At 72.0% G+C, this 16,260-nt stretch carries 18 protein-coding genes; 8 read left to right on the forward strand and 10 right to left on the reverse strand.

Going from position 1 to position 16,260, the window contains the following annotated elements:
* Positions 1-42: 42 nt before the first annotated feature.
* Entirely contained in the window at positions 43-957 is a 915-nt protein-coding gene (locus AL072_RS06670; protein ID WP_052709922.1) for a solute carrier family 35 transporter, read from the reverse strand.
* A 261-nt stretch (positions 958-1,218) separates the two neighbouring features.
* Here AL072_RS06670 and AL072_RS06675 point away from each other — a divergent pair, with 261 nt between their 5' ends.
* The 3 genes from AL072_RS06675 (at position 1,219) to AL072_RS06685 (ending at position 2,965) form a co-directional block, all read left to right on the forward strand.
* A complete protein-coding gene (locus AL072_RS06675) occupies positions 1,219-1,788 on the forward strand; it encodes a hypothetical protein (protein ID WP_245636786.1) in 570 nt (189 codons plus the stop codon).
* A gap of 70 nt (positions 1,789-1,858) precedes the next feature.
* The gene (locus tag AL072_RS06680; RefSeq protein ID WP_045580990.1) at positions 1,859-2,065 is read left to right on the forward strand and encodes a hypothetical protein; all 207 of its coding nucleotides are present in this window, start codon (positions 1,859-1,861) and stop codon (positions 2,063-2,065) included.
* Between the two features lie 159 nt (positions 2,066-2,224).
* Complete coding sequence (locus tag AL072_RS06685) at positions 2,225-2,965, forward strand: cold-shock protein (RefSeq protein ID WP_052709921.1); 741 nt, start codon at positions 2,225-2,227, stop codon at positions 2,963-2,965.
* Positions 2,966-2,995: 30 nt separating this feature from the next.
* Here the strand turns inward: AL072_RS06685 and AL072_RS06690 are convergent, their stop codons facing one another.
* The 3 genes from AL072_RS06690 to AL072_RS06700 form a co-directional block, all read right to left on the reverse strand.
* Complete coding sequence (locus tag AL072_RS06690; RefSeq protein WP_045580989.1) at positions 2,996-3,262, reverse strand: DUF2934 domain-containing protein; 267 nt, start codon at positions 3,260-3,262, stop codon at positions 2,996-2,998.
* Between the two features lie 24 nt (positions 3,263-3,286).
* The gene (locus AL072_RS06695) at positions 3,287-3,733 is read right to left on the reverse strand and encodes a CBS domain-containing protein (RefSeq protein ID WP_045580988.1); all 447 of its coding nucleotides are present in this window, start codon (positions 3,731-3,733) and stop codon (positions 3,287-3,289) included.
* Between the two features lie 110 nt (positions 3,734-3,843).
* Positions 3,844-4,515, reverse strand: a complete 672-nt coding sequence (locus AL072_RS06700) for an NnrU family protein (protein ID WP_045582435.1) — start codon at positions 4,513-4,515, stop codon at positions 3,844-3,846.
* A 152-nt stretch (positions 4,516-4,667) separates the two neighbouring features.
* On the opposite strand from AL072_RS06700, the gene AL072_RS06705 reads away from it, so the two are divergent.
* The 3 genes from AL072_RS06705 (at position 4,668) to AL072_RS06715 (ending at position 6,773) form a co-directional block, all read left to right on the forward strand.
* Positions 4,668-5,303 carry a DedA family protein gene (locus AL072_RS06705; RefSeq protein WP_045580987.1) on the forward strand — a complete coding sequence of 212 codons (636 nt, stop codon included), beginning with the start codon at positions 4,668-4,670 and terminating at the stop codon, positions 5,301-5,303.
* A 118-nt stretch (positions 5,304-5,421) separates the two neighbouring features.
* A complete protein-coding gene (locus AL072_RS06710; RefSeq protein WP_045580986.1) occupies positions 5,422-6,006 on the forward strand; it encodes a DUF4398 domain-containing protein in 585 nt (194 codons plus the stop codon).
* Positions 6,003-6,773, forward strand: coding sequence for an OmpA family protein (locus tag AL072_RS06715; RefSeq protein ID WP_045580985.1), 771 nt, complete (start codon positions 6,003-6,005; stop codon positions 6,771-6,773). The genes AL072_RS06710 and AL072_RS06715 overlap by 4 nt, the downstream gene beginning before the upstream one ends.
* A 46-nt stretch (positions 6,774-6,819) precedes the next feature.
* On the opposite strand, the gene AL072_RS06720 is transcribed toward AL072_RS06715, so the two are convergent.
* Entirely contained in the window at positions 6,820-8,385 is a 1,566-nt protein-coding gene (locus AL072_RS06720; protein ID WP_045580984.1) for a phospholipase D-like domain-containing protein, read from the reverse strand.
* A 438-nt stretch (positions 8,386-8,823) separates the two neighbouring features.
* Here AL072_RS06720 and AL072_RS06725 point away from each other — a divergent pair, with 438 nt between their 5' ends.
* Complete coding sequence (locus tag AL072_RS06725) at positions 8,824-9,204, forward strand: hypothetical protein (protein WP_144428167.1); 381 nt, start codon at positions 8,824-8,826, stop codon at positions 9,202-9,204.
* Positions 9,205-9,363: 159 nt separating this feature from the next.
* Here the strand turns inward: AL072_RS06725 and AL072_RS06730 are convergent, their stop codons facing one another.
* Together AL072_RS06730 and AL072_RS06735 are read right to left on the reverse strand one after the other, a co-directional pair.
* Entirely contained in the window at positions 9,364-10,101 is a 738-nt protein-coding gene (locus AL072_RS06730; protein ID WP_045580982.1) for a gamma-glutamyl-gamma-aminobutyrate hydrolase family protein, read from the reverse strand.
* A 10-nt stretch (positions 10,102-10,111) separates the two neighbouring features.
* On the reverse strand, positions 10,112-11,143 hold the full coding sequence (locus AL072_RS06735) for an amidoligase family protein (protein ID WP_045580981.1): 1,032 nt from the start codon (positions 11,141-11,143) through the stop codon (positions 10,112-10,114).
* A gap of 429 nt (positions 11,144-11,572) precedes the next feature.
* Between AL072_RS06735 and AL072_RS06740 the strand changes: the two genes are divergently transcribed.
* Complete coding sequence (locus tag AL072_RS06740) at positions 11,573-14,674, forward strand: PAS domain-containing protein (protein ID WP_045580980.1); 3,102 nt, start codon at positions 11,573-11,575, stop codon at positions 14,672-14,674.
* A gap of 75 nt (positions 14,675-14,749) precedes the next feature.
* Here the strand turns inward: AL072_RS06740 and AL072_RS06745 are convergent, their stop codons facing one another.
* The 3 genes from AL072_RS06745 to AL072_RS06755 form a co-directional block, all read right to left on the reverse strand.
* Positions 14,750-15,169 (reverse strand): EVE domain-containing protein, encoded by a 420-nt coding sequence (locus AL072_RS06745; RefSeq protein WP_045580979.1) that lies wholly within the window; start codon positions 15,167-15,169, stop codon positions 14,750-14,752.
* 17 nt (positions 15,170-15,186) lie between these two features.
* Positions 15,187-15,471, reverse strand: a complete 285-nt coding sequence (locus AL072_RS06750) for a YciI family protein (protein WP_045580978.1) — start codon at positions 15,469-15,471, stop codon at positions 15,187-15,189.
* Positions 15,472-15,589: 118 nt separating this feature from the next.
* Positions 15,590-16,252: a 3'-5' exonuclease gene (locus AL072_RS06755; protein WP_045580977.1), complete on the reverse strand. Its 663-nt coding sequence runs from the start codon at positions 16,250-16,252 to the stop codon at positions 15,590-15,592.
* Positions 16,253-16,260: the final 8 nt, after the last annotated feature.

Genomic DNA, 16,260 nt, shown 5'->3' on the forward strand with positions numbered 1-16,260 from the left:
CGGGCGCCGGCCGATCAGCGCCTGACCGTCACCGCCTGAGCGTCACCGGTTGACGATGAGGGCGACGCCGGCCACGGCGACCGCCGCGCCGGCCCAGGCCCCCAGCGACGGGCGCTGTCCGGTCAACAGCCACATCATCGGCAGGATCAGCACCGGGCTCAGCGCAGACAGGGTGGCGACCACGCCGGCATTGCCGTGGGCGAGCCCGACCAGCAGCAGCGTCATCCCCAGCCCGACGCCCAGCAGCCCGTTGCCGGCGACCTGCAGCGTCAGCTTCGGCGTCAGGCCGGGCGGCAGGCGGAACAGGCCGGCCGCCGCTGCCGCACCGCCGTTGCGCATCGTCATCAGCATGCCGATGGCGGTGAACATCAGTGCCGCGGTCGTCACCCGCACGGTGGCCGAGGCGATCGGATCGGCACCGGCAGCCATCACCGGCTTGGCGATCACCGACCCCACCGCCTGGGCCATCGCCGCCACCAGGCAGACGCCGACCCCGGCCAGCAGGCTGCCCTGCACCGATTCCCAATTGTGGGTCGAGCCCGAACGCAGGGCCACCGCCAGCATCACCCCCAGCGTCACCAGCGCGATGCCCAGCGCCGTCCACGGCCCCAGCGCCTCGCCAAGCAGCCCGTAGCCGAGCAGGGCGGTCAGCGGCGCGTTCGCGGCGTAGATCACCACGTTGCGGCGCGGGCCGAGGCGGCTCAGCGACCAGAACAGCGCCATGTCGCCCATCACGATGCCGGCCGCGCCCGACAGGGCCAGCGTCAGAACGGCGCCGGCATCCAGCGTCTCCCAGCCGCCCAGCAGCGTGGTGGCGACCAGCAGCGCCGCGGCGACGATGGTCAGGCGCAGGCGGTTGAAGGCGATGGAGCCGAGCACGCGCACCGGCCCGATGGCGATCAGGCCGCCGGCGGCCCAGCACAGCGCCGCGCCCAGCGCGGCAATGTTGGCGATCATGATGGAAACGGAGACCGTTGGTTGAGGATCGGGAGCCGCACTCTACAGCCCCCGACGACTGCCTGCGAAATGTGCAGGCTGCATGGCCGGGCCGACCTTCCACCCCCACCTTCCGCTATCCGGCGGAACCCGCCCGGATGCGGGCCGTTTATTCCGGTGAAGGATGCCCCCAGGGGGCAGGCTTGAAGGATGCCCCCATGGGGCATGGCCGCCTGTGGCTCAAGACAACCGAAGAGGACGCGACCGATGCGGACATCTCTCATGCGGCTCGGACCCGTCGCGCTCGCCGCGGCCGCCGGGCTTCTCGCCGCCCATCCGGCGGCGGCGCAAACCGCGACGTCGGCCGGCTGCGCCGCGATGGTGGAGCAGTTCGCCGCCGACCTTGGTTTGTCGACCCAGCCGCCGCCGGTGGCCGTTCCCGGCACGGCGCCGCCGGGCCTGTCCGGCTCCACCCCGCGCGACGAGCAGGGGACCGGCACCGGGGGCACCGGCGGCGCCGGCAGCGAGGATCTGGCCCGGTCCGGCGGCATGGTGGCGCCGCCGTCGGTCGGCGACCGCTCGGTGATCGAACCGCCGGCCATCGGCAGCAACATGCCGACCGCTCCGTCGGTCGGGCCGCAGGCCTCCTCGCGGGCGGCGCCGGACAGTGCGCCCGGCGGCTCCGGCGCCGCCGACGGCGCGATGGGGCAGGCGGCGCGCAACGCCCAGCTGGACTCGCTGGTCACCGCCGCCCGCGCCGCCGCCCGCGACGGCGACGAGGCCCGCTGCATGGACAGCCTGAACGACGCCCGCCGCCTGTCCGGGGCCGCCCCCGCCGGCCGGAGCGACTGACGGTCCGGCCCGGCCGGCGATCCTACCCGGCAAATCCCCCCATCGGTTCCATCTTGCAAGGATGCCGCGCATGCATGATCGTGCCGTCCACCGCCTCGGTCCCTATCCGCCGTCGCCGCCGCGCGACCCCTCCATCCCGCCGATGCCCGGCGAGCCGCTGCCGGTGCCTGGCGACCCGTCGCGTCCGCCGCTGGGCGAGCCGCCGGCCCCCATCCCGGTTCCGCCGCGCGAGCCGCCGCCGGTGCCCGACCGCCTGATGGACCGCCTGATGGGCTGACGGAGGTCACCCAAGATTTCACGGCCCTTCCCGGGCATTCGGAGCGGTCCCGACTTGCCAAGAGCGCCAGGACGGGCGATGTGTCAGAGGTTGGCGTCCGCCGGTCCGCGATCGGACCGGCACGGGCGCCGCTTCTGTTCGTCGGAGTTCGCGTTTCCCATGCACAATCAGCCGCCCCGCAGCCACGTCTACCGCCAGCCCAACGTCATCGCCACCCAGGTGACGGCGACCGTCAAATGGTTCAGCCCGGAACGGGGCTACGGCTTCGTCACGGTCGGGGGGAACGGCAAGGACGCCCTGATCCCGGCCTCCATCGTCGTGCCGGCCGGGCACGCCACGCTGCCGGACGGCGCCACCGTCGTCGTCGACCTCGTGGAGGACCGCAAGGGCCAGCAGGTCAGCGTCCTGCATTCCGTCGACCTGTCCACCGCCGTGCCGGCCCGCCCGGCCGCCCGTGGCGGTTTTGGCGATCGCGGCGGGGATCGCGGCGGGGACCGCGGTTTTGGCGATCGTGGCAATGATCGGGGCGGCGACCGCAACTACGGCCCGCGCCGGGATGCCGGCGGTCCGCGCGACCGCGGCTTCGGCGATCGAGGCAACGATCGTGGCGGCGACCGCGGTCCGGGCAATCGTGGATTCCAGGACCGTGGCCAGGACCGCGGCCCGCGCCGTCAGGATGCCGGCGGCCCGACCAGCCAGCTGGCCGGCACGGTGAAATGGTTCAACGGCGGCAAGGGCTTCGGCTTCGTCCAGCCCGACGGCGGCGGACGTGACGTGTTCGTCCCGGCCCGGGCGCTGGAAAGCGCCGGCCTGCGCGGCCTGGACGACGGCCAGCGCGTGCGCATGACCGTCCGCCAGACCGAAAAGGGCACGGAAGCGGTCAGCGTCACCGTCGAGTGACCGCTTCCGGGTGACCGCTCCCGGTTTGGTTCAACCGTCCGACGGCAGCGCCGACTGGCCCAGATGCTGCGCCGCCTCCCGCTGGTTGCGGGCGGCGGCATCGTCGGGGACGGCGAGCCCGGCGTCGGGGCCGGTGACGCGCGGGCCGCCGCCGTTGCGCCGGTCCTCCTCCTCGATGTCGCGGACGGCCTGCGCCCAATGGTCGAGATGGCGGTCGTCGGGCCGCCCCTCCTGTTCCCAGAGCTGGTAGGCCCGTTCACGGACCCGCGGGTCGTCCGGACCCGGTGTGTGTTCCATGATGGTAGGTTCCCTTGCTTGAGGTCACCGGCCCGGCAGGATGCGGTCCGGCTGGGAGGGGGAGGAGATCCGCTCCAGTGTGTCGTGGACCGCGCGGTCGTTCTTCGCCTCGGTGGCGAGGTCGCCGAGCGAGACGATGCCGGTCAGCCGGTCGTTGCGGTCCACCACCGGCACCCGCCGGATCTGCTGGCCGGCCATCAGCTGGGTCACGCTGCCGACCGGGTCGTCCTCGTAGCAGTAGCGCGGGTTGGCGGTCATCACCTCGGCCACCTTGCAGCGGTCGGGCTGCTTTCCGGCCGAGATGGCGCGGACGGTGATGTCGCGGTCGGTCACCACCCCGACCAGATCCCGTCCGTCGCAGACCGGCAGGATGCCGACGTTCAACTGGTCCATCAATTGCGCGGCGCGGCGGATGCTGTCGTCGGGCCGTACCGTCTGCACGTCGCGGGTCATGATCTCGCGGATTTTCATGCGGGGATTCCTGACGCGGTTTTGCGGGGGGCGGTTCTGCAGGGCGCGTGGTCGGGAAGGGCGCGGTATTCCCGTCCCGCTTCAACACATGCGCCGTTCGACCGTCACGCTCAACCTACCCAATAGAGGGGATCCACGCCGAACAGCCAGGGATGCGCCGCAAGCATGGCGCCATAGGCCGCCAGCCCGCCGGCCAGCCGCGCCGGCCCCATCTCCGCCAGTCCCGCCGCCGTGTCCCGCAGCCCCTGCGGCCCGGCGAGCGGCAGCAGCGACGTCCGATCCCGGAAGGCGCGGCCGGCCGGGCCGCGGCGCAGCACGACCTCGTTCTTGACCAGCGCGAACAGGGCGATGGCGGCCATGGTGCCGAACAGCAGCACCCGCCGGCCGTCGCCGGTGGCGTTCAGATGGACCAGCGCCCACAGCAGCAGAGCCAGGCTGCCCGGCGCGCGGGTGAGGCGGTAGATCCCCCGCGGCGGGTCGGGCGCATCCTGGCTGCCGAAGCGGGTGGTGATGCGGGCGACCAGCAGCAGGAAGACCAGCGGCATCGCCAGCACCACCAGCGGCGCCGCCCAGCCGGCGGGGGTGAACAGGACCTCGCCGCCGTCCGCCGCGCGGTAGGCCAGAACGAACAGGGCCAGCGTCGCCAGCGAACCGGCGGAATGGAGGGCGGCGAAGCCGCCGCGGCCGAGCCGCGCGATCAGGGCGGGCCGCAAGCCCGGCCAGGACGGCAGGGCGTGGCTGAGGAACAGCAGGGCGGCGGCGAGGGCGAGGGATGCGGTCATGATGGTCCCATTCAACCGTAGGCGAAGGATCGCCGCCTTGACGACAGTCAAGCATGGGGACGTCAGTCGAGAAGAAGGCGGAACGCCTGTGCGGGTGGCGCGGTTCACGGTATCTCGCCCTTCCGCCCCGTCAACCCGATGGCCGTGCCCCCATGACCGAATGGATCGTCCAGATCGTCCAGCAGTTCGGCTATCCCGGCATCTTCCTGATGCTGGTGCTGGCCCGCGTGCTGCCGCCGGTGCCGGCGGAGACGGTGATCCCGCTGGCCGGCATGGGAGCCGCGACGGGCGAGTTCAACCTGCTGCTGGTGGCGCTGGCCGCCGGGCTCGGCTCCGCGGTGGGGGAGCTGGTGTGGTATCTGCCGGCCCACTGGATGGGGCGCGAGCGCTTCGAGGCCTTCCTGCGCCGCCATGGCCATTGGCTGACCGTGAAGCCGGAGCAGGTCCACCGCGCCACCGAATGGTTCGCGCGCCGAGGCGGCGTCGCCGTCCTGCTGTGCCAGCCGCTGCCGGGATTGCGCACCCTGATCTCGGTCCCCGCCGGGGCCTGCGGGCTGCCGGTGGCGGTGTTCCTGGTCTATGCGGCGACGGGGGCGGCGCTATGGTCCCTGGTGCTCGCCACCACCGGCTATCTGGTGCGGGTGGGCTTTCCCTGGATCGCCGACTGGATGGTGCCGGGGGCGCTGGCGCTGTTCATCCTGCTGCTGGCCGCCTATGTGCTGCGGCTGGTCCGCCACCGCCGCGCCAGCCGTCTGGCGAAGGACGCGGCTTTGCGCGGCGGGGGATGAGCCGGCCTGGAACCTTGGCCCGCCCCCGAGCGTTGGAGCCACGAACCACCCGAACGGGCATGGCCTTCCGGCCTGGACCCATCCGGCGTGCCGCCGTTTCCGATAAGGATCCAACGCGATGACCCGCATCCCCGCAACGACGACCCGATGGCGAGCCGCCGCCGTGCTGTCCGCCGCGCTCGGCATGGCCGCCTGCGCCGGCAGCGTGCCGCCCCCCACCGCCCAGCTCGGCGCCGCCTCCCAGGCGGTGCAGGAGGCCGAGCGCGCCAACGCCCTGCAATACGCCCCGGTGGCGCTGCAGAGCGCCCGCGACAAGCTGGCCGCCGCCGACGAGGCCATGCGCGCCGACGAGCGCACCCGTGCCCGCCGGCTGGCCGACGAGGCCCGCGTCGATGCCGAACTGGCGACGGTGACGTCGCAGCGCGCGGTGACCCAGCAGGCCGCGACGGCGGTGCGCCGGTCGGCCACCCCGGCCGCGCCGCAATCGGCCATGGCGCCCGGCAGCGCGCCCGTCCACAGCGGGTCCTCTGCCGGCGGCTCGACGCTGGGCACGCTGCCGGCGCCGGGCGGCAGCCCGAGCGGTTCAGGCCCGAGCGGTTCCAGCTATGGCGCCCCGGCCGCCGTCCCGCCGGCTCCGGCCGGTTCCCCCGGTGCCGGCACCGGCAACGCCTGGGGCTACAGCTATCCGGAGATGCGCCAATGACGCCGTTCACCACCCGCAACCTGCTGGTTCTCGCCGGCCTCGGGCTCGGGCTCGCCGGTTGCGCCACCCAGCCGACCGACAGTGCCGCCCTGACCCAGGCGCGCCAGGACTACAGCCTTGCCGCCGCCAACCCGCAGGTCGCCGGCAACGCCCCGCTGCAGCTGCGCGACGCCGAACAGGCGCTGCGCCGGGCCGAGGCGATGCGCGTCCAGGGCGCCGCCGCCGCCGAGATCGACCATCAGGCCTATATCGCCAGCCGCCGCGTCCAGATCGCGCAGGAGACGGCCGGGGTGAAGGGGGCCCAGACGGTGGTCGCCAATGCCGACAGCTACCGCCTCCAGGCCCGCAACACCGCGCTGGAACAGCAGCTGCGCGAGCTCCAGGCCCAGCGGACCGAGCGCGGCCTGGTGATGACGCTGGGCGACATCCTGTTCTCCACCGGCCGGGCGGAACTGACCCCCGGCGCCCATGAGCGCATCGACCGCCTCGCCCGGTTCCTGCAGGCTCATCCCGCCCGCACGGTGCGGATCGAGGGCCACACCGACGACACCGGCAACGACGCGGCCAACCTGCGCCTGTCGGAGGCGCGGGCCCAATCCGTCCGCGACGCCCTGTCCGCCCGCGGCGTCCCGCCGTCGCGCATCGTCACCCAGGGCATGGGCGAGGCGCAGCCCGTCGCGTCCAACGGCAACGATGCCGGCCGCCAGCAGAACCGCCGGGTGGAGATCGTCATCTCCGACGACGGCACGGTGGCCCAGACCCGCTGAATAGGGACCCGCTGAATACAGAGCCGTCAAAACAGGCGCGCCGGCCCTATCGCCGGCGCGCACCGTTGCGCGCCGCCCCGGCCACGCCCCAGATCCCCGCCGCCACGCCAATCACCAGCAGCGCCGCGGCAGCCGCGCGCAGGCCGGAGCGCGGCGCTGGCGGCAGCCGTTTCCAGGGGGCCCAGGCTTCGCCGGGGTTGCCGGGATCGGCGATGCGCAGGGCGGCGAAGGCCTGCTCGGTCAGGCTTGGGTCGTCGGCCGGCAGATCGACCAACCGGCGGCCGGCGGTCTTGCGCAGACGGTCGATCGCGGCGATCAGGCTGCCGGTTTCCCACACCGCCGCATTCAGCAGATCCTGGTCGACGCCCATATGCTCGGCCAGCAGGCGATTGCGCACGCCGACGATGATATCCCTTGCGGCATCAGCCACGTCCCGGCGGGCCGGCCCGTCCTTGTCCGGGCCATCCTCGCCCGGCGCCTCGATGGTCAGGTCGCATTCGCTGTCGTAGCCCATCGAGCGGTTGTTCAGGTTGGACGAGCCGATGCGCAGCAGCCGGCCGTCGACCGCGATCACCTTGGAATGGACGATGATCGGCGCGCCGGAGTCGGTGACCGGGGTCATGGTGCGCAGCCGGCCGAAGCGGTCGGCCTCGCGCAGGCAGCGCAGCGCGACCGAGCGCGGCGTGTCCATCGCCATGCGGTCGAACCAGTTCGGGCTTTCCTTCGACACCACCAGCACCACCTCCGGCCCGTCCGGCTCGGCCAACCGGCCGGCCAGGGCGTCGGCGATGCGGGCGGAGGCGAAATACTGGTTCTCCAGATAGATGGTGCGCTCGGCCGCCGCGATGGCGGCGAAGGTCAGCGCCTCGCTCTCGCGGATCGCCGGACGGCCTTGGGCGGGCGGCACGGTGCGCGACACCCCGACCCGTGCGTCGGTCAGCACCGGATGGGCGCAGTCCGGCAACGGGCAGTCGGGCCACGGGTCGCTGCCGGAAGGCGGGCAGGGAGCCAGAGCCTCGCCGGTGGCCCGGTGCCAGCGCTCCCGCGCCAGTTCGGCGAGCGCGGCGGCGGCATCGCCGTCGACCATCATCATGACGTCGTGGCGGGGGCCGTAGGGCTGTCCGTCGAGGCAGACCCGGCGCGGATCGTCGTCGCGGTGTTCCGAAGTGTCCCAGCGGTCGAAGGAGAAGTCGATGCCGCCGCAGAAGGCCAGCGCGTCGTCGATCACCAGCAGCTTCTGGTGCTGGGCGGCGCCGACCGGCAGCTCGTCGTCCAGCCGGGCGTTCAGCCGGTGGCCGGTGCCGCGGTTCCAGCGCTCCAGCGGTTCATGCGGGTGGTCGAGCGCGATGGGAAAGGGCATCTCCCACTTCAGCGCCCGCACATGCAGGCCGGGCCGCGAGCGCATCAGCCGGGTCAGGAAGGGGCCGAGCGTCTCCGACCCTTCGGGGTCGAGCCGCATGCGCGGGTCGATGTCCCAGCCGACCAGCAGGATCGACTGCCGCGCCTTTTCCATCGCGGTGCGGGCGGCGACGAAATAGTCGGCCCCGTCGACCAGGACCGCGACCCGTCCGGCCCGCTCGATCCGCCAGCAGGTGTCGCCGGGGCGCAGCACCGGCCCGCCCCGGGATGGCGCCGCCCGTTCGCGAGAGGCCCGTTCCGGAGAGGCTGGGGACAGGCGGGGCGGGAAGCGGAAGGGGAGGGCGGAAGGATCTGGCTTCATGTGGGGGCCGGGCGTGGTGTCTGGCGGACGGGCAGATCGGGAAAGTCCGTCCGTCTCGCGGCTTGAACCCCTGTCGGAACCGGTTGTTCCCCTGACGCGGCCAGGGCGTCGGGGTCACGCCGAAGGATCCGGCGATGGAACGCCTTTGCCGCCGAATCCTGAAAAAAGCGACCGCGCAGCCCGAAACCATGGCCGGTTCACACTGTTGAACCCGGTGAAAGAGGCGGTTGCCAAGTCGGGGTTGCCAGATCGGCCATCCCTGGCCCGGCATCCGCCCCGGTCCCAATGACGCCCGTTCGCGAGGCGTCGCCACCATGAAGGAGTTCGAGGATGCGTAACCTGATGATCGGCGTGGTTTCGGCGGTTTTCCTGATGGCCGGCTCGGCCATGGCCCAGACGGCTCCGCAGGGTGCTGCCGACGGAACCAGCTACACCGGACCGGATGGCATCGTCCGCACCGCGCCGGGCGCCACCACCTCGCCGTCGGCCGGTTCGACGTCCGGCGGTCCGCTGAGCGCTCCGGGCACCTCCGGCTCGACCGGCGGCACCACCGGCGGCAGCATGTCGGGCTCCTCGACGCCGGGCGTGACCACCGCGCCGTCGGGCATGGGCAACAACACCGGCAGCAATATCCCGCGTGACAACCAGAGCGCGACCGGAACCCATTGCCCGCCGGGCACCCCGAACTGCGGCCCGGCCGGCAGCAACTGACGGCAGCTCGGTTGCCATCCCCTTCACTGCCATCCCTCGGGGGCCGTTCCCCCGGGGGACCGACCATGCGGGCGTCGCCGGAGCCATCCCTCCGGCGGCGCCCGCTTTGCTTCGCTTCGCTTTGCTTCTGGCGCCCGACCGCCAATGCCACCCGCCTCCCTATTGCGCGGGCGCGACCCCGGCGATCTCGTCCAGCGGAGCTTCGCCCATGGCCGTGACGACCAGCCGGCGGAACAGGGCCTGTTGCCGGCTGTCGGCGATCAGATATTCCGGGTGCCACTGTACGCCGATCAGGAAGGGTTCGGCCGGAGCCTCGATGCCCTGGACGATGCCGGCACGCTCGCGGGCGACGACCCGCAGCCCGTCGCCGACGCGGTCCACCGACTGGTGATGCAGGGCGTTCACCCGGCATTCGGCAATGCCGAGGATGCGGTAGAGCCGGCTGTCAGGCTCGATCCGGATGCGCTTGCGCGGCAGGACGGTGCGCATGTGCGGCGCCTCTTCGTACACCTCGTGGATGTCGACGTGCAGCGAGCCGCCGCGGTGGACGTTGATCATCTGCGATCCGCGGCAGATGCCCAGCACCGGCAGCCCCAGCCGGGCCGCGCGATCGAGCGCCAGCAGTTCCAGCCGGTCGCGGTCGGGATCGATGCGGATGTGCGGCCGGGCGGACTCGCCGTAGAGCGAGGCGTCGATGTCGTCGCCGCCGCCCACCACCAGCGCGTCCAGCCGCTCGATGGGGAAAGGCGCGTCGACCGTGATGCGGACCGACGCCGCGCCGGCCCGCCACAGCGCCAGCCGGTTGGCCATGGCGGCGATGCGGCTGCCATGGACCGAGGCGGTGATGCCGACCAGCGGCCGGGACCGGGATCCGGCTCTGCCGATTGTCGCGGCCATGACGCCTCCCTCAGACCGCCTGCCGTACCGGGCCGTCCGCGGCGCCGGACGCCGGCGTATCGCCCCGGATGCCGCCCCCGATATCGGGACTCTCCGCCAGGAAGGCGTCGATCCGCTCCGGCCACGCCGCCAGCCCCGGCCCATCCGCCGCCTCGCGATAGGCGGCGCCGAGCCGGTCCAGCAGCGGCCGGTCGGCCGCCAGCCGCTCCACCGCCACCCAGCGGTTCCAGTCGGCGGCGAGCGACCAGCCGGGATCGCTCAGCCGGGCGTTGGGCAGCCGGTAATGGAAGGTCGGGCGCGACCGCACATGCGGATCCTCCAGCGCCGCGGCCAGCCGGTCGCGGTCGAGATGGGCGAACAGCGGGCACAGGTCCAGCTCGCGGTTCCGGGTCGGGTTGTCGGCCAGGTAATCGTCGATCAGCGTTCCCAGGCCGGGGCGGTAGCCGGGATCGGTGACCTTGGCGGCGTAGGGCAGCGGAAAGGACGCGATGAAGCCGGACAGGCGCCGGGTCGGGTCGACGCGGATCTCCCGTCGCAGCCAGGGCGCCAGCAGCAGGAAGGCCTTCAGGTGGTCGAGCACGTAGTCGCCGTCGGTCCGCGCCACCTCGGGGTTGAAGTGCAGGCCGAAGGCGAACAGCGGGCTGGCCTCCGTCCCCGCCGCGCCGCGGCCGCGCAGGCAGGAGACGAGAGCCTCCAGGTCCGGCAGCCGGTCGATCGTCACCGGCGGGGTTGCGATCTCGAACGGCATGACGAGGCTGCCGATGTTCCCCCAGAGCGGACGCAGCGGATCGAGGACCTTCGATCCCCCCTTTCCGGGATGGGCGGAGCGCATGTCCAGCTCCACCGTGAAGTCGCCGAGCCGGGTGCCCGCCACGAGGCAGCGGTGCGGGTTTTCGACGATGACCGTCCCTCCGAACAATTCGCGCACGCAGGCCGCGGCCGATGGCGCGTCCAGGTCGGCGAATTCGAGTTCCACCCCCACGCGGCGCGGCGTGTCCCGGGGCGTGGTGAGGAGCGGGGGGAGCAGGAAGGGTTGGGTCATGGCAGGCTTTCAACGGGGCAAGCTTCCAACAGGCCATGGGGAGCGCTGTTCCCGCGCCGCAATCCTCCGCCCGAACTTCAGGTCATGGAGGGTCTCGTCTCCGTCGCCTTCCCCCACTTTGGAAATCAAGGGCCGGGTCTCCTCGGCGGTAGCGGAGGGGATCAAGCCCCCTGCAAGGGCATACTCCTTTCGATCAATGTGGCTTCCTTGGGGGTATGCTTCAAAATTTGATGAAAATGCCGAATAGATCCGCTTCATTGTTGGGGCTGTTGTTTGCCTTCGGATAGTGTCGGCATGGCTTCCTCATCCGGTTGTTTCCTGAATTAACCGGCTCTTAACCATAAGTGCGCTAACGATGGCCGCAGCGGCACGGTGGGCCTACCTGGCGATCCATCCGGTCGGCTTTGCGGTGGGAGCCTTGTCTGCGTCATGACCCTACTGGCACGCCTCTTCATCCTGGTCCTGCTCGCGGTGCTGCCGGCGATCGGCATCCAGGTCTACAGCGTGCTCGAGCAGCGGTCGGAGCGTGAGGCGGACGTGACCAGCCAGGCGGAGCGGCTGCTGCACCAAGTGGAAAGCGAGCATGCCCGCATCATCGACAGCGCCCGGCTGATGGTCACCGCGGTGACCGAGGCGCATTTCCTGCGCCGCGGCGAGGTCGAGCGCTGCCAGACCTATCTCGAACGGCTGTCCGTCCGCTCCAGCAACTACCGCAGCATGTCGGTCACCGATACCGAAGGGCGGATCCTGTGCAGCGCCGACCCGTCGCGCATCGGCGCCTCGCTGTCCGCCCAGCCCCATTTCCGCCGGGCGATGGCGCAGAACCGCTTCGCCGTCGGCGAATGGACGATCACCCATTCCGGCGGCGGCGGCGAACTGCCGGTCGCCATCCCCTACACCAACATGGAGGGGAAGCGGACCGGCGTCGTCGCGCTGTCGCTGGACGTGTCCTGGCTCACCGCCACCTTCGCATCCCGCCCGATGCCGGAGAATGCGACCCTGACCGTCGCCGACCGCTCCGGCACCATCCTGGTCAAGCTGCCGGGCGGGCCGGGCCGGGCCGGCGAACGGCTGCCGGACAATTATCTCCCCCTGCTGTCGACGAGGGATGCGGGGGCGAAGACGATGCCCGGCCTGGACGGCGTGTCGCGCATCCTGGCCTATTCGCCGCCGTCGGCCGGCATCCGCGACCTGTTCATCAGCGTCGGTGTCGACCGCGGCGCCGCCATGGGCGCGGTCGACCGCGCCACCCGCGACGGGCTGCTGATGACGCTGTCGGGATTCCTGGTCGCCGCCGCCGCCGCCTGGATCGGCGGCACCCTGTTCATCCGCCGCCCGGTCGACGCGCTGGTCCGCGCCGCCCGCGACTGGAGCGACGGCAAGACCGCCAGCCGGGTCAAGCTGTCCGACCGCTCGTCGGAGATCGGCCAGCTCGGCCACGCCTTCGACGCGATGGCCGACCGGCTGGAAGCGCGCGAGGCGGCGCTGCGCCGGTCCGAATGCCACATCCGCGCCGTGCTGGACGCGCTGCCGGCCTATGTTGGCGTGCTGACCCCGGACGGGGCGGTGGCCCAGGTCAACCGCGCCGCGGCCGACGCCGCCGGCCTGCCGGCCGCCCGCATCGTCGGCCGTCCCTTCGACGAGATCTGCTGGCTGTCCTTCGACGAGGCCGGGCGTGAACGGCTGCGCAACGCGCTGGCGCTCGGAGCAGGCGGGCGGGCCTCGCGGTTCGACTCCGGCCTCCGCATGGCGGACGGGCGCGAGATGACGGTGGACGTCAACCTGACGCCGATGGTCGATGCCGACGGCCATGTCACCCACCTGATCGCGACCGGCATCGACATCACCGAGCGCAAGCGCACCGAAGAGGCCCTGCGCATCGCCGAGGAGCGTGTGCGGACCGGGCTGCGCAACTCCGGCGTCGTGGTGTTCAACCAGGACCGCGACCTGCGCTACAGCTGGGCCCATTCCGAATGGCTGGGCGTGGCGCCGGCGGCGCTGATCGGCCGGACCGACACCGACCTGTCCGACCGGCGCGAGGACGCCGAAAGCCTGATGGCGCTGAAGCGCCGGGTGCTGGAAAGCGGTGTCGGCGCGCGGGAGGAGGTGCGGATCCGCTGCAAGGGCGAGGACCGCTTCTTCGACCTGACGGTCGACCCGCTGCGCGACCCGGCGGGCCGGGTGGAAGGCGTCACCTGTGCCGCGGTCGAGGTCACCGACCGCAAGCGGTCCGAGGCCGAGCTGCACCGTGCGCGCGAGGAGGCCGACCGCGCCAACGAAGGCAAGTCCAAGTTCCTGGCCGCGGCCAGCCACGACCTGCGCCAGCCGGTCCAGTCGCTCTACCTCTTCACCGCGGCGCTGGGCGACCGCATGCAGGGCCATGCCGCCCTGCCGATGCTGGACAACATCCGCCAGGGGCTGGACACGCTGAAGGGGTTGCTGGACAGCCTGCTCGACATGTCGCGGCTGGAATCCGGCAAGATCGCCGTCGCCCCCGTCGAGGTCAGGCTGAACCAGATGCTCGGCCGGCTGGTCGCCGAATACGGTCCGCGCGCCGCCCAGAAGGGGCTGGAGCTGCGCGCCGTGCCGACCCGTGCCTGGGTGCGCACCGACCCGGCCCATCTGGAGCGCATCCTGCGCAATCTGATGGAGAACGCGCTGCGCTACACCGCCAGCGGCAAGGTGCTGCTGGGCTGCCGCCGCACGCCGTCGGGCATGCGGGTGGAGGTGTGGGACACTGGCGCCGGCATCCCCGCCGACCGGCTGGAAGACATCTTCGAGGAGTTCACCCAGCTGGGCGAACGCAGCGAGCGCGGCCTCGGCCTCGGGCTGGCGATCGTCGAGCGGCTGTCGCGGCTGCTCGGCCATGCGGTGACGGTGCGGTCGTGGGAAGGCAAGGGCTCGGTCTTCGCGGTGGAGATGCCGCGGGTGATCCTGGGCGCTTCCCGCTCCGGTTCCGGCAGGGGCACGGCGGCAGCCGCGGCGACGCTGGCCCTCCGTTCCGCCGCCGCCAACAGTGCCGCCGCCAATGACCGCGGCCGAGCCATCGACACCTTCGCCAGCGCTTTCGGCAATGCGATGGGCGGCAAGTCGATGGGCGGCAAGGCGGGCGTCACCATGGCGGGAAGCAACGGGGCGTCCGGCTCCGGCGCTGAAACCGACAAGGGCATGGTGCTGGTGATCGACGACGAGGCGATCATCCTGCTCGGCCTGAAGGCGATCCTGGAAGGCTGGGGCTACGACGTGCTGACAGCCAAATCGGGCGACCAGGCCCTGGAGCGGCTGCGCGCCGACGGCCGCCGCCCGCGGATCGTGCTTGCCGACTACCAGCTCCAGCAGGGGCGCACCGGTCCCGACGCGGTTGCCGCCGTCCGGACCCTGATGGGCGAGACCGTTCCCGGCATCATCCTGACCGGCGACACCAACCCCGAACGTCAGGAAGAGGCGGAACGCCGCGGCTTCCGCCTCCTGCACAAGCCGGTCTTCCCCAACGACCTGCGCCGCATGATGGCCAGTGCCGGCGCGGCGTGAGCCGCCCCTATTCCCGTTCCGGGGTGAGCCGCCTTCACTCTCAGGGCGGCGTGAGCCGCCCCGGGAACGGGGAACTCACGCCGGGACGGCCACTCCCGCCAGATCGCACACCCGCGCCCATTCCGCCTCGGCGACCGGACAGACGGACAGGCGCGACTGGCGGACCAAGGCCATGGTTTCCAACAGCGGATCGGCCTTGATCTGCTTCAGCGTGACCGGCGTCTTCACCGCCGTCACCGGCGCCACGTCGACCATGCCGAAACGGCCGGACTCGTCGCTGGGATCGGGATAGTAGGTGCGGACGATCTCGACGATGCCGACGATCTCCAGCCCCTCGTTGGAGTGGTAGAAGAAGGCGCGGTCGCCCACCGCCATCGCCTTCAGATTGTTGGACGCCTGGTGGTTGCGCACCCCGTCCCAGTGGGTCCGGCCGTCGGCGACCATGCGGTCCCAGGAATATTTGAACGGCTCGGACTTCAGCAGCCAGTATGCCATCGCCTGCGCTCTCCCGCTCAGGCCTTGGGATAGACGCGGCGCCAGGGCCGGATCGTCACGCTGTCGAACAGGCCGGCCTTGGCGTAGGGATCGTTGCCGGCGAACTCCTGGGCTGCGGCGGCATCGGCGCAGTCTACGATCAGCAGGCTGCCGACCATGCCGCTCTGGTCGTCGGACAGCAGCGGGCCGGCGGCGAAGATGCGGTCGGCGGTGGCCTCCAGATAGGCCAGATGCTCGGTGCGGTTGGCTGCGCGGATGTCGGCGGCACCGGCCTTGTCGACGCAATGGAACATGAACAGCATGCGGTCCCCTCCTCCGTTCGGTGGAGCGGGAGCCTAGCGCAGGCCGGCGGGAGGGGGAAGCGCGGGCTGAGCTTGGGCGGCCGAACCGCTGGCCGAACCGGGACCGCAGTCCCGCCGGTCAGACCGCTCCCGCCACCCGCGGCCGGCGCGGCGCCTTGCCGCCCTTGCAGGGGGTGTAGCCGCCGGGGGCGATGCGGCCGAAGCTGATGCCGGTGCCGGGGATCTCCGCCAACCCCGCCAGCCCCATCTCGCGCGTGGCGGCCAGCGCGATGCGGCCGCAGGCCTCGGCATCGCTGCCGGCATGGTGGTGGTCGAGCGCGATGCCCAGGAAATCGGCCAGATGGTTCAGCTTGTGCGCGACCAGCGCCGGCCAGGCGCGCCGGGCCAGCATGACGGTGCACAGATAGTCGCAATCCGGCCAGTCCAGGCCGTAGTCGGTCAAGGTATGGCGCAGCACGCTGATATCGAAGGCGGCGTTGTGGGCCAGGATCAGCCGCCCCTGCACCCGGTCGCGCAAGGCCGCCCACACCTCCGGGAATTCGGGAGCGTCGACGACGTCGGCCTCGCGGATGCCGTGGATGACACTGTTGAAGGAATTGAAGCGCAGCTCGCGCGGGCGGATCAGATGCTCTTCCGTCGCGGTCACGCGGCCGTCCTCGATCCAGGCGACGCCGATGGAGCAGGCGCTGGTGCGGGTCTCGTTCGCGGTCTCGAAATCGATGGCGACTGCGTGGCCGAAGGGGGCGGCGGAGAGGGCTGCACGGCCGGAAGAAACGGTCATGGGGGTCC

It is taken from the genome of Azospirillum thiophilum, from assembly GCF_001305595.1.
GTDB classification, from domain to species: Bacteria; Pseudomonadota; Alphaproteobacteria; order Azospirillales; family Azospirillaceae; genus Azospirillum; species Azospirillum thiophilum.

What these genes read in the sequence shown, in the direction of transcription:
- AL072_RS06670 (WP_052709922.1), bottom strand. Translation starts at nt 957, where the DNA reads ATGATCGCCAACATTGCCGCGCTGGGCGCGGCGCTGTGCTGGGCCGCC.
- AL072_RS06675 (WP_245636786.1), top strand. Translation starts at nt 1,219, where the DNA reads ATGCGGCTCGGACCCGTCGCGCTCGCCGCGGCCGCCGGGCTTCTCGCC.
- AL072_RS06680 (WP_045580990.1), top strand. Translation starts at nt 1,859, where the DNA reads ATGCATGATCGTGCCGTCCACCGCCTCGGTCCCTATCCGCCGTCGCCG.
- AL072_RS06685 (WP_052709921.1), top strand. Translation starts at nt 2,225, where the DNA reads ATGCACAATCAGCCGCCCCGCAGCCACGTCTACCGCCAGCCCAACGTC.
- AL072_RS06690 (WP_045580989.1), bottom strand. Translation starts at nt 3,262, where the DNA reads ATGGAACACACACCGGGTCCGGACGACCCGCGGGTCCGTGAACGGGCC.
- AL072_RS06695 (WP_045580988.1), bottom strand. Translation starts at nt 3,733, where the DNA reads ATGAAAATCCGCGAGATCATGACCCGCGACGTGCAGACGGTACGGCCC.
- AL072_RS06700 (WP_045582435.1), bottom strand. Translation starts at nt 4,515, where the DNA reads ATGACCGCATCCCTCGCCCTCGCCGCCGCCCTGCTGTTCCTCAGCCAC.
- AL072_RS06705 (WP_045580987.1), top strand. Translation starts at nt 4,668, where the DNA reads ATGACCGAATGGATCGTCCAGATCGTCCAGCAGTTCGGCTATCCCGGC.
- AL072_RS06710 (WP_045580986.1), top strand. Translation starts at nt 5,422, where the DNA reads ATGACCCGCATCCCCGCAACGACGACCCGATGGCGAGCCGCCGCCGTG.
- AL072_RS06715 (WP_045580985.1), top strand. Translation starts at nt 6,003, where the DNA reads ATGACGCCGTTCACCACCCGCAACCTGCTGGTTCTCGCCGGCCTCGGG.
- AL072_RS06725 (WP_144428167.1), top strand. Translation starts at nt 8,824, where the DNA reads ATGCGTAACCTGATGATCGGCGTGGTTTCGGCGGTTTTCCTGATGGCC.
- AL072_RS06730 (WP_045580982.1), bottom strand. Translation starts at nt 10,101, where the DNA reads ATGGCCGCGACAATCGGCAGAGCCGGATCCCGGTCCCGGCCGCTGGTC.
- AL072_RS06735 (WP_045580981.1), bottom strand. Translation starts at nt 11,143, where the DNA reads ATGACCCAACCCTTCCTGCTCCCCCCGCTCCTCACCACGCCCCGGGAC.
- AL072_RS06740 (WP_045580980.1), top strand. Translation starts at nt 11,573, where the DNA reads ATGACCCTACTGGCACGCCTCTTCATCCTGGTCCTGCTCGCGGTGCTG.
- AL072_RS06745 (WP_045580979.1), bottom strand. Translation starts at nt 15,169, where the DNA reads ATGGCATACTGGCTGCTGAAGTCCGAGCCGTTCAAATATTCCTGGGAC.
- AL072_RS06750 (WP_045580978.1), bottom strand. Translation starts at nt 15,471, where the DNA reads ATGCTGTTCATGTTCCATTGCGTCGACAAGGCCGGTGCCGCCGACATC.
- AL072_RS06755 (WP_045580977.1), bottom strand. Translation starts at nt 16,252, where the DNA reads ATGACCGTTTCTTCCGGCCGTGCAGCCCTCTCCGCCGCCCCCTTCGGC.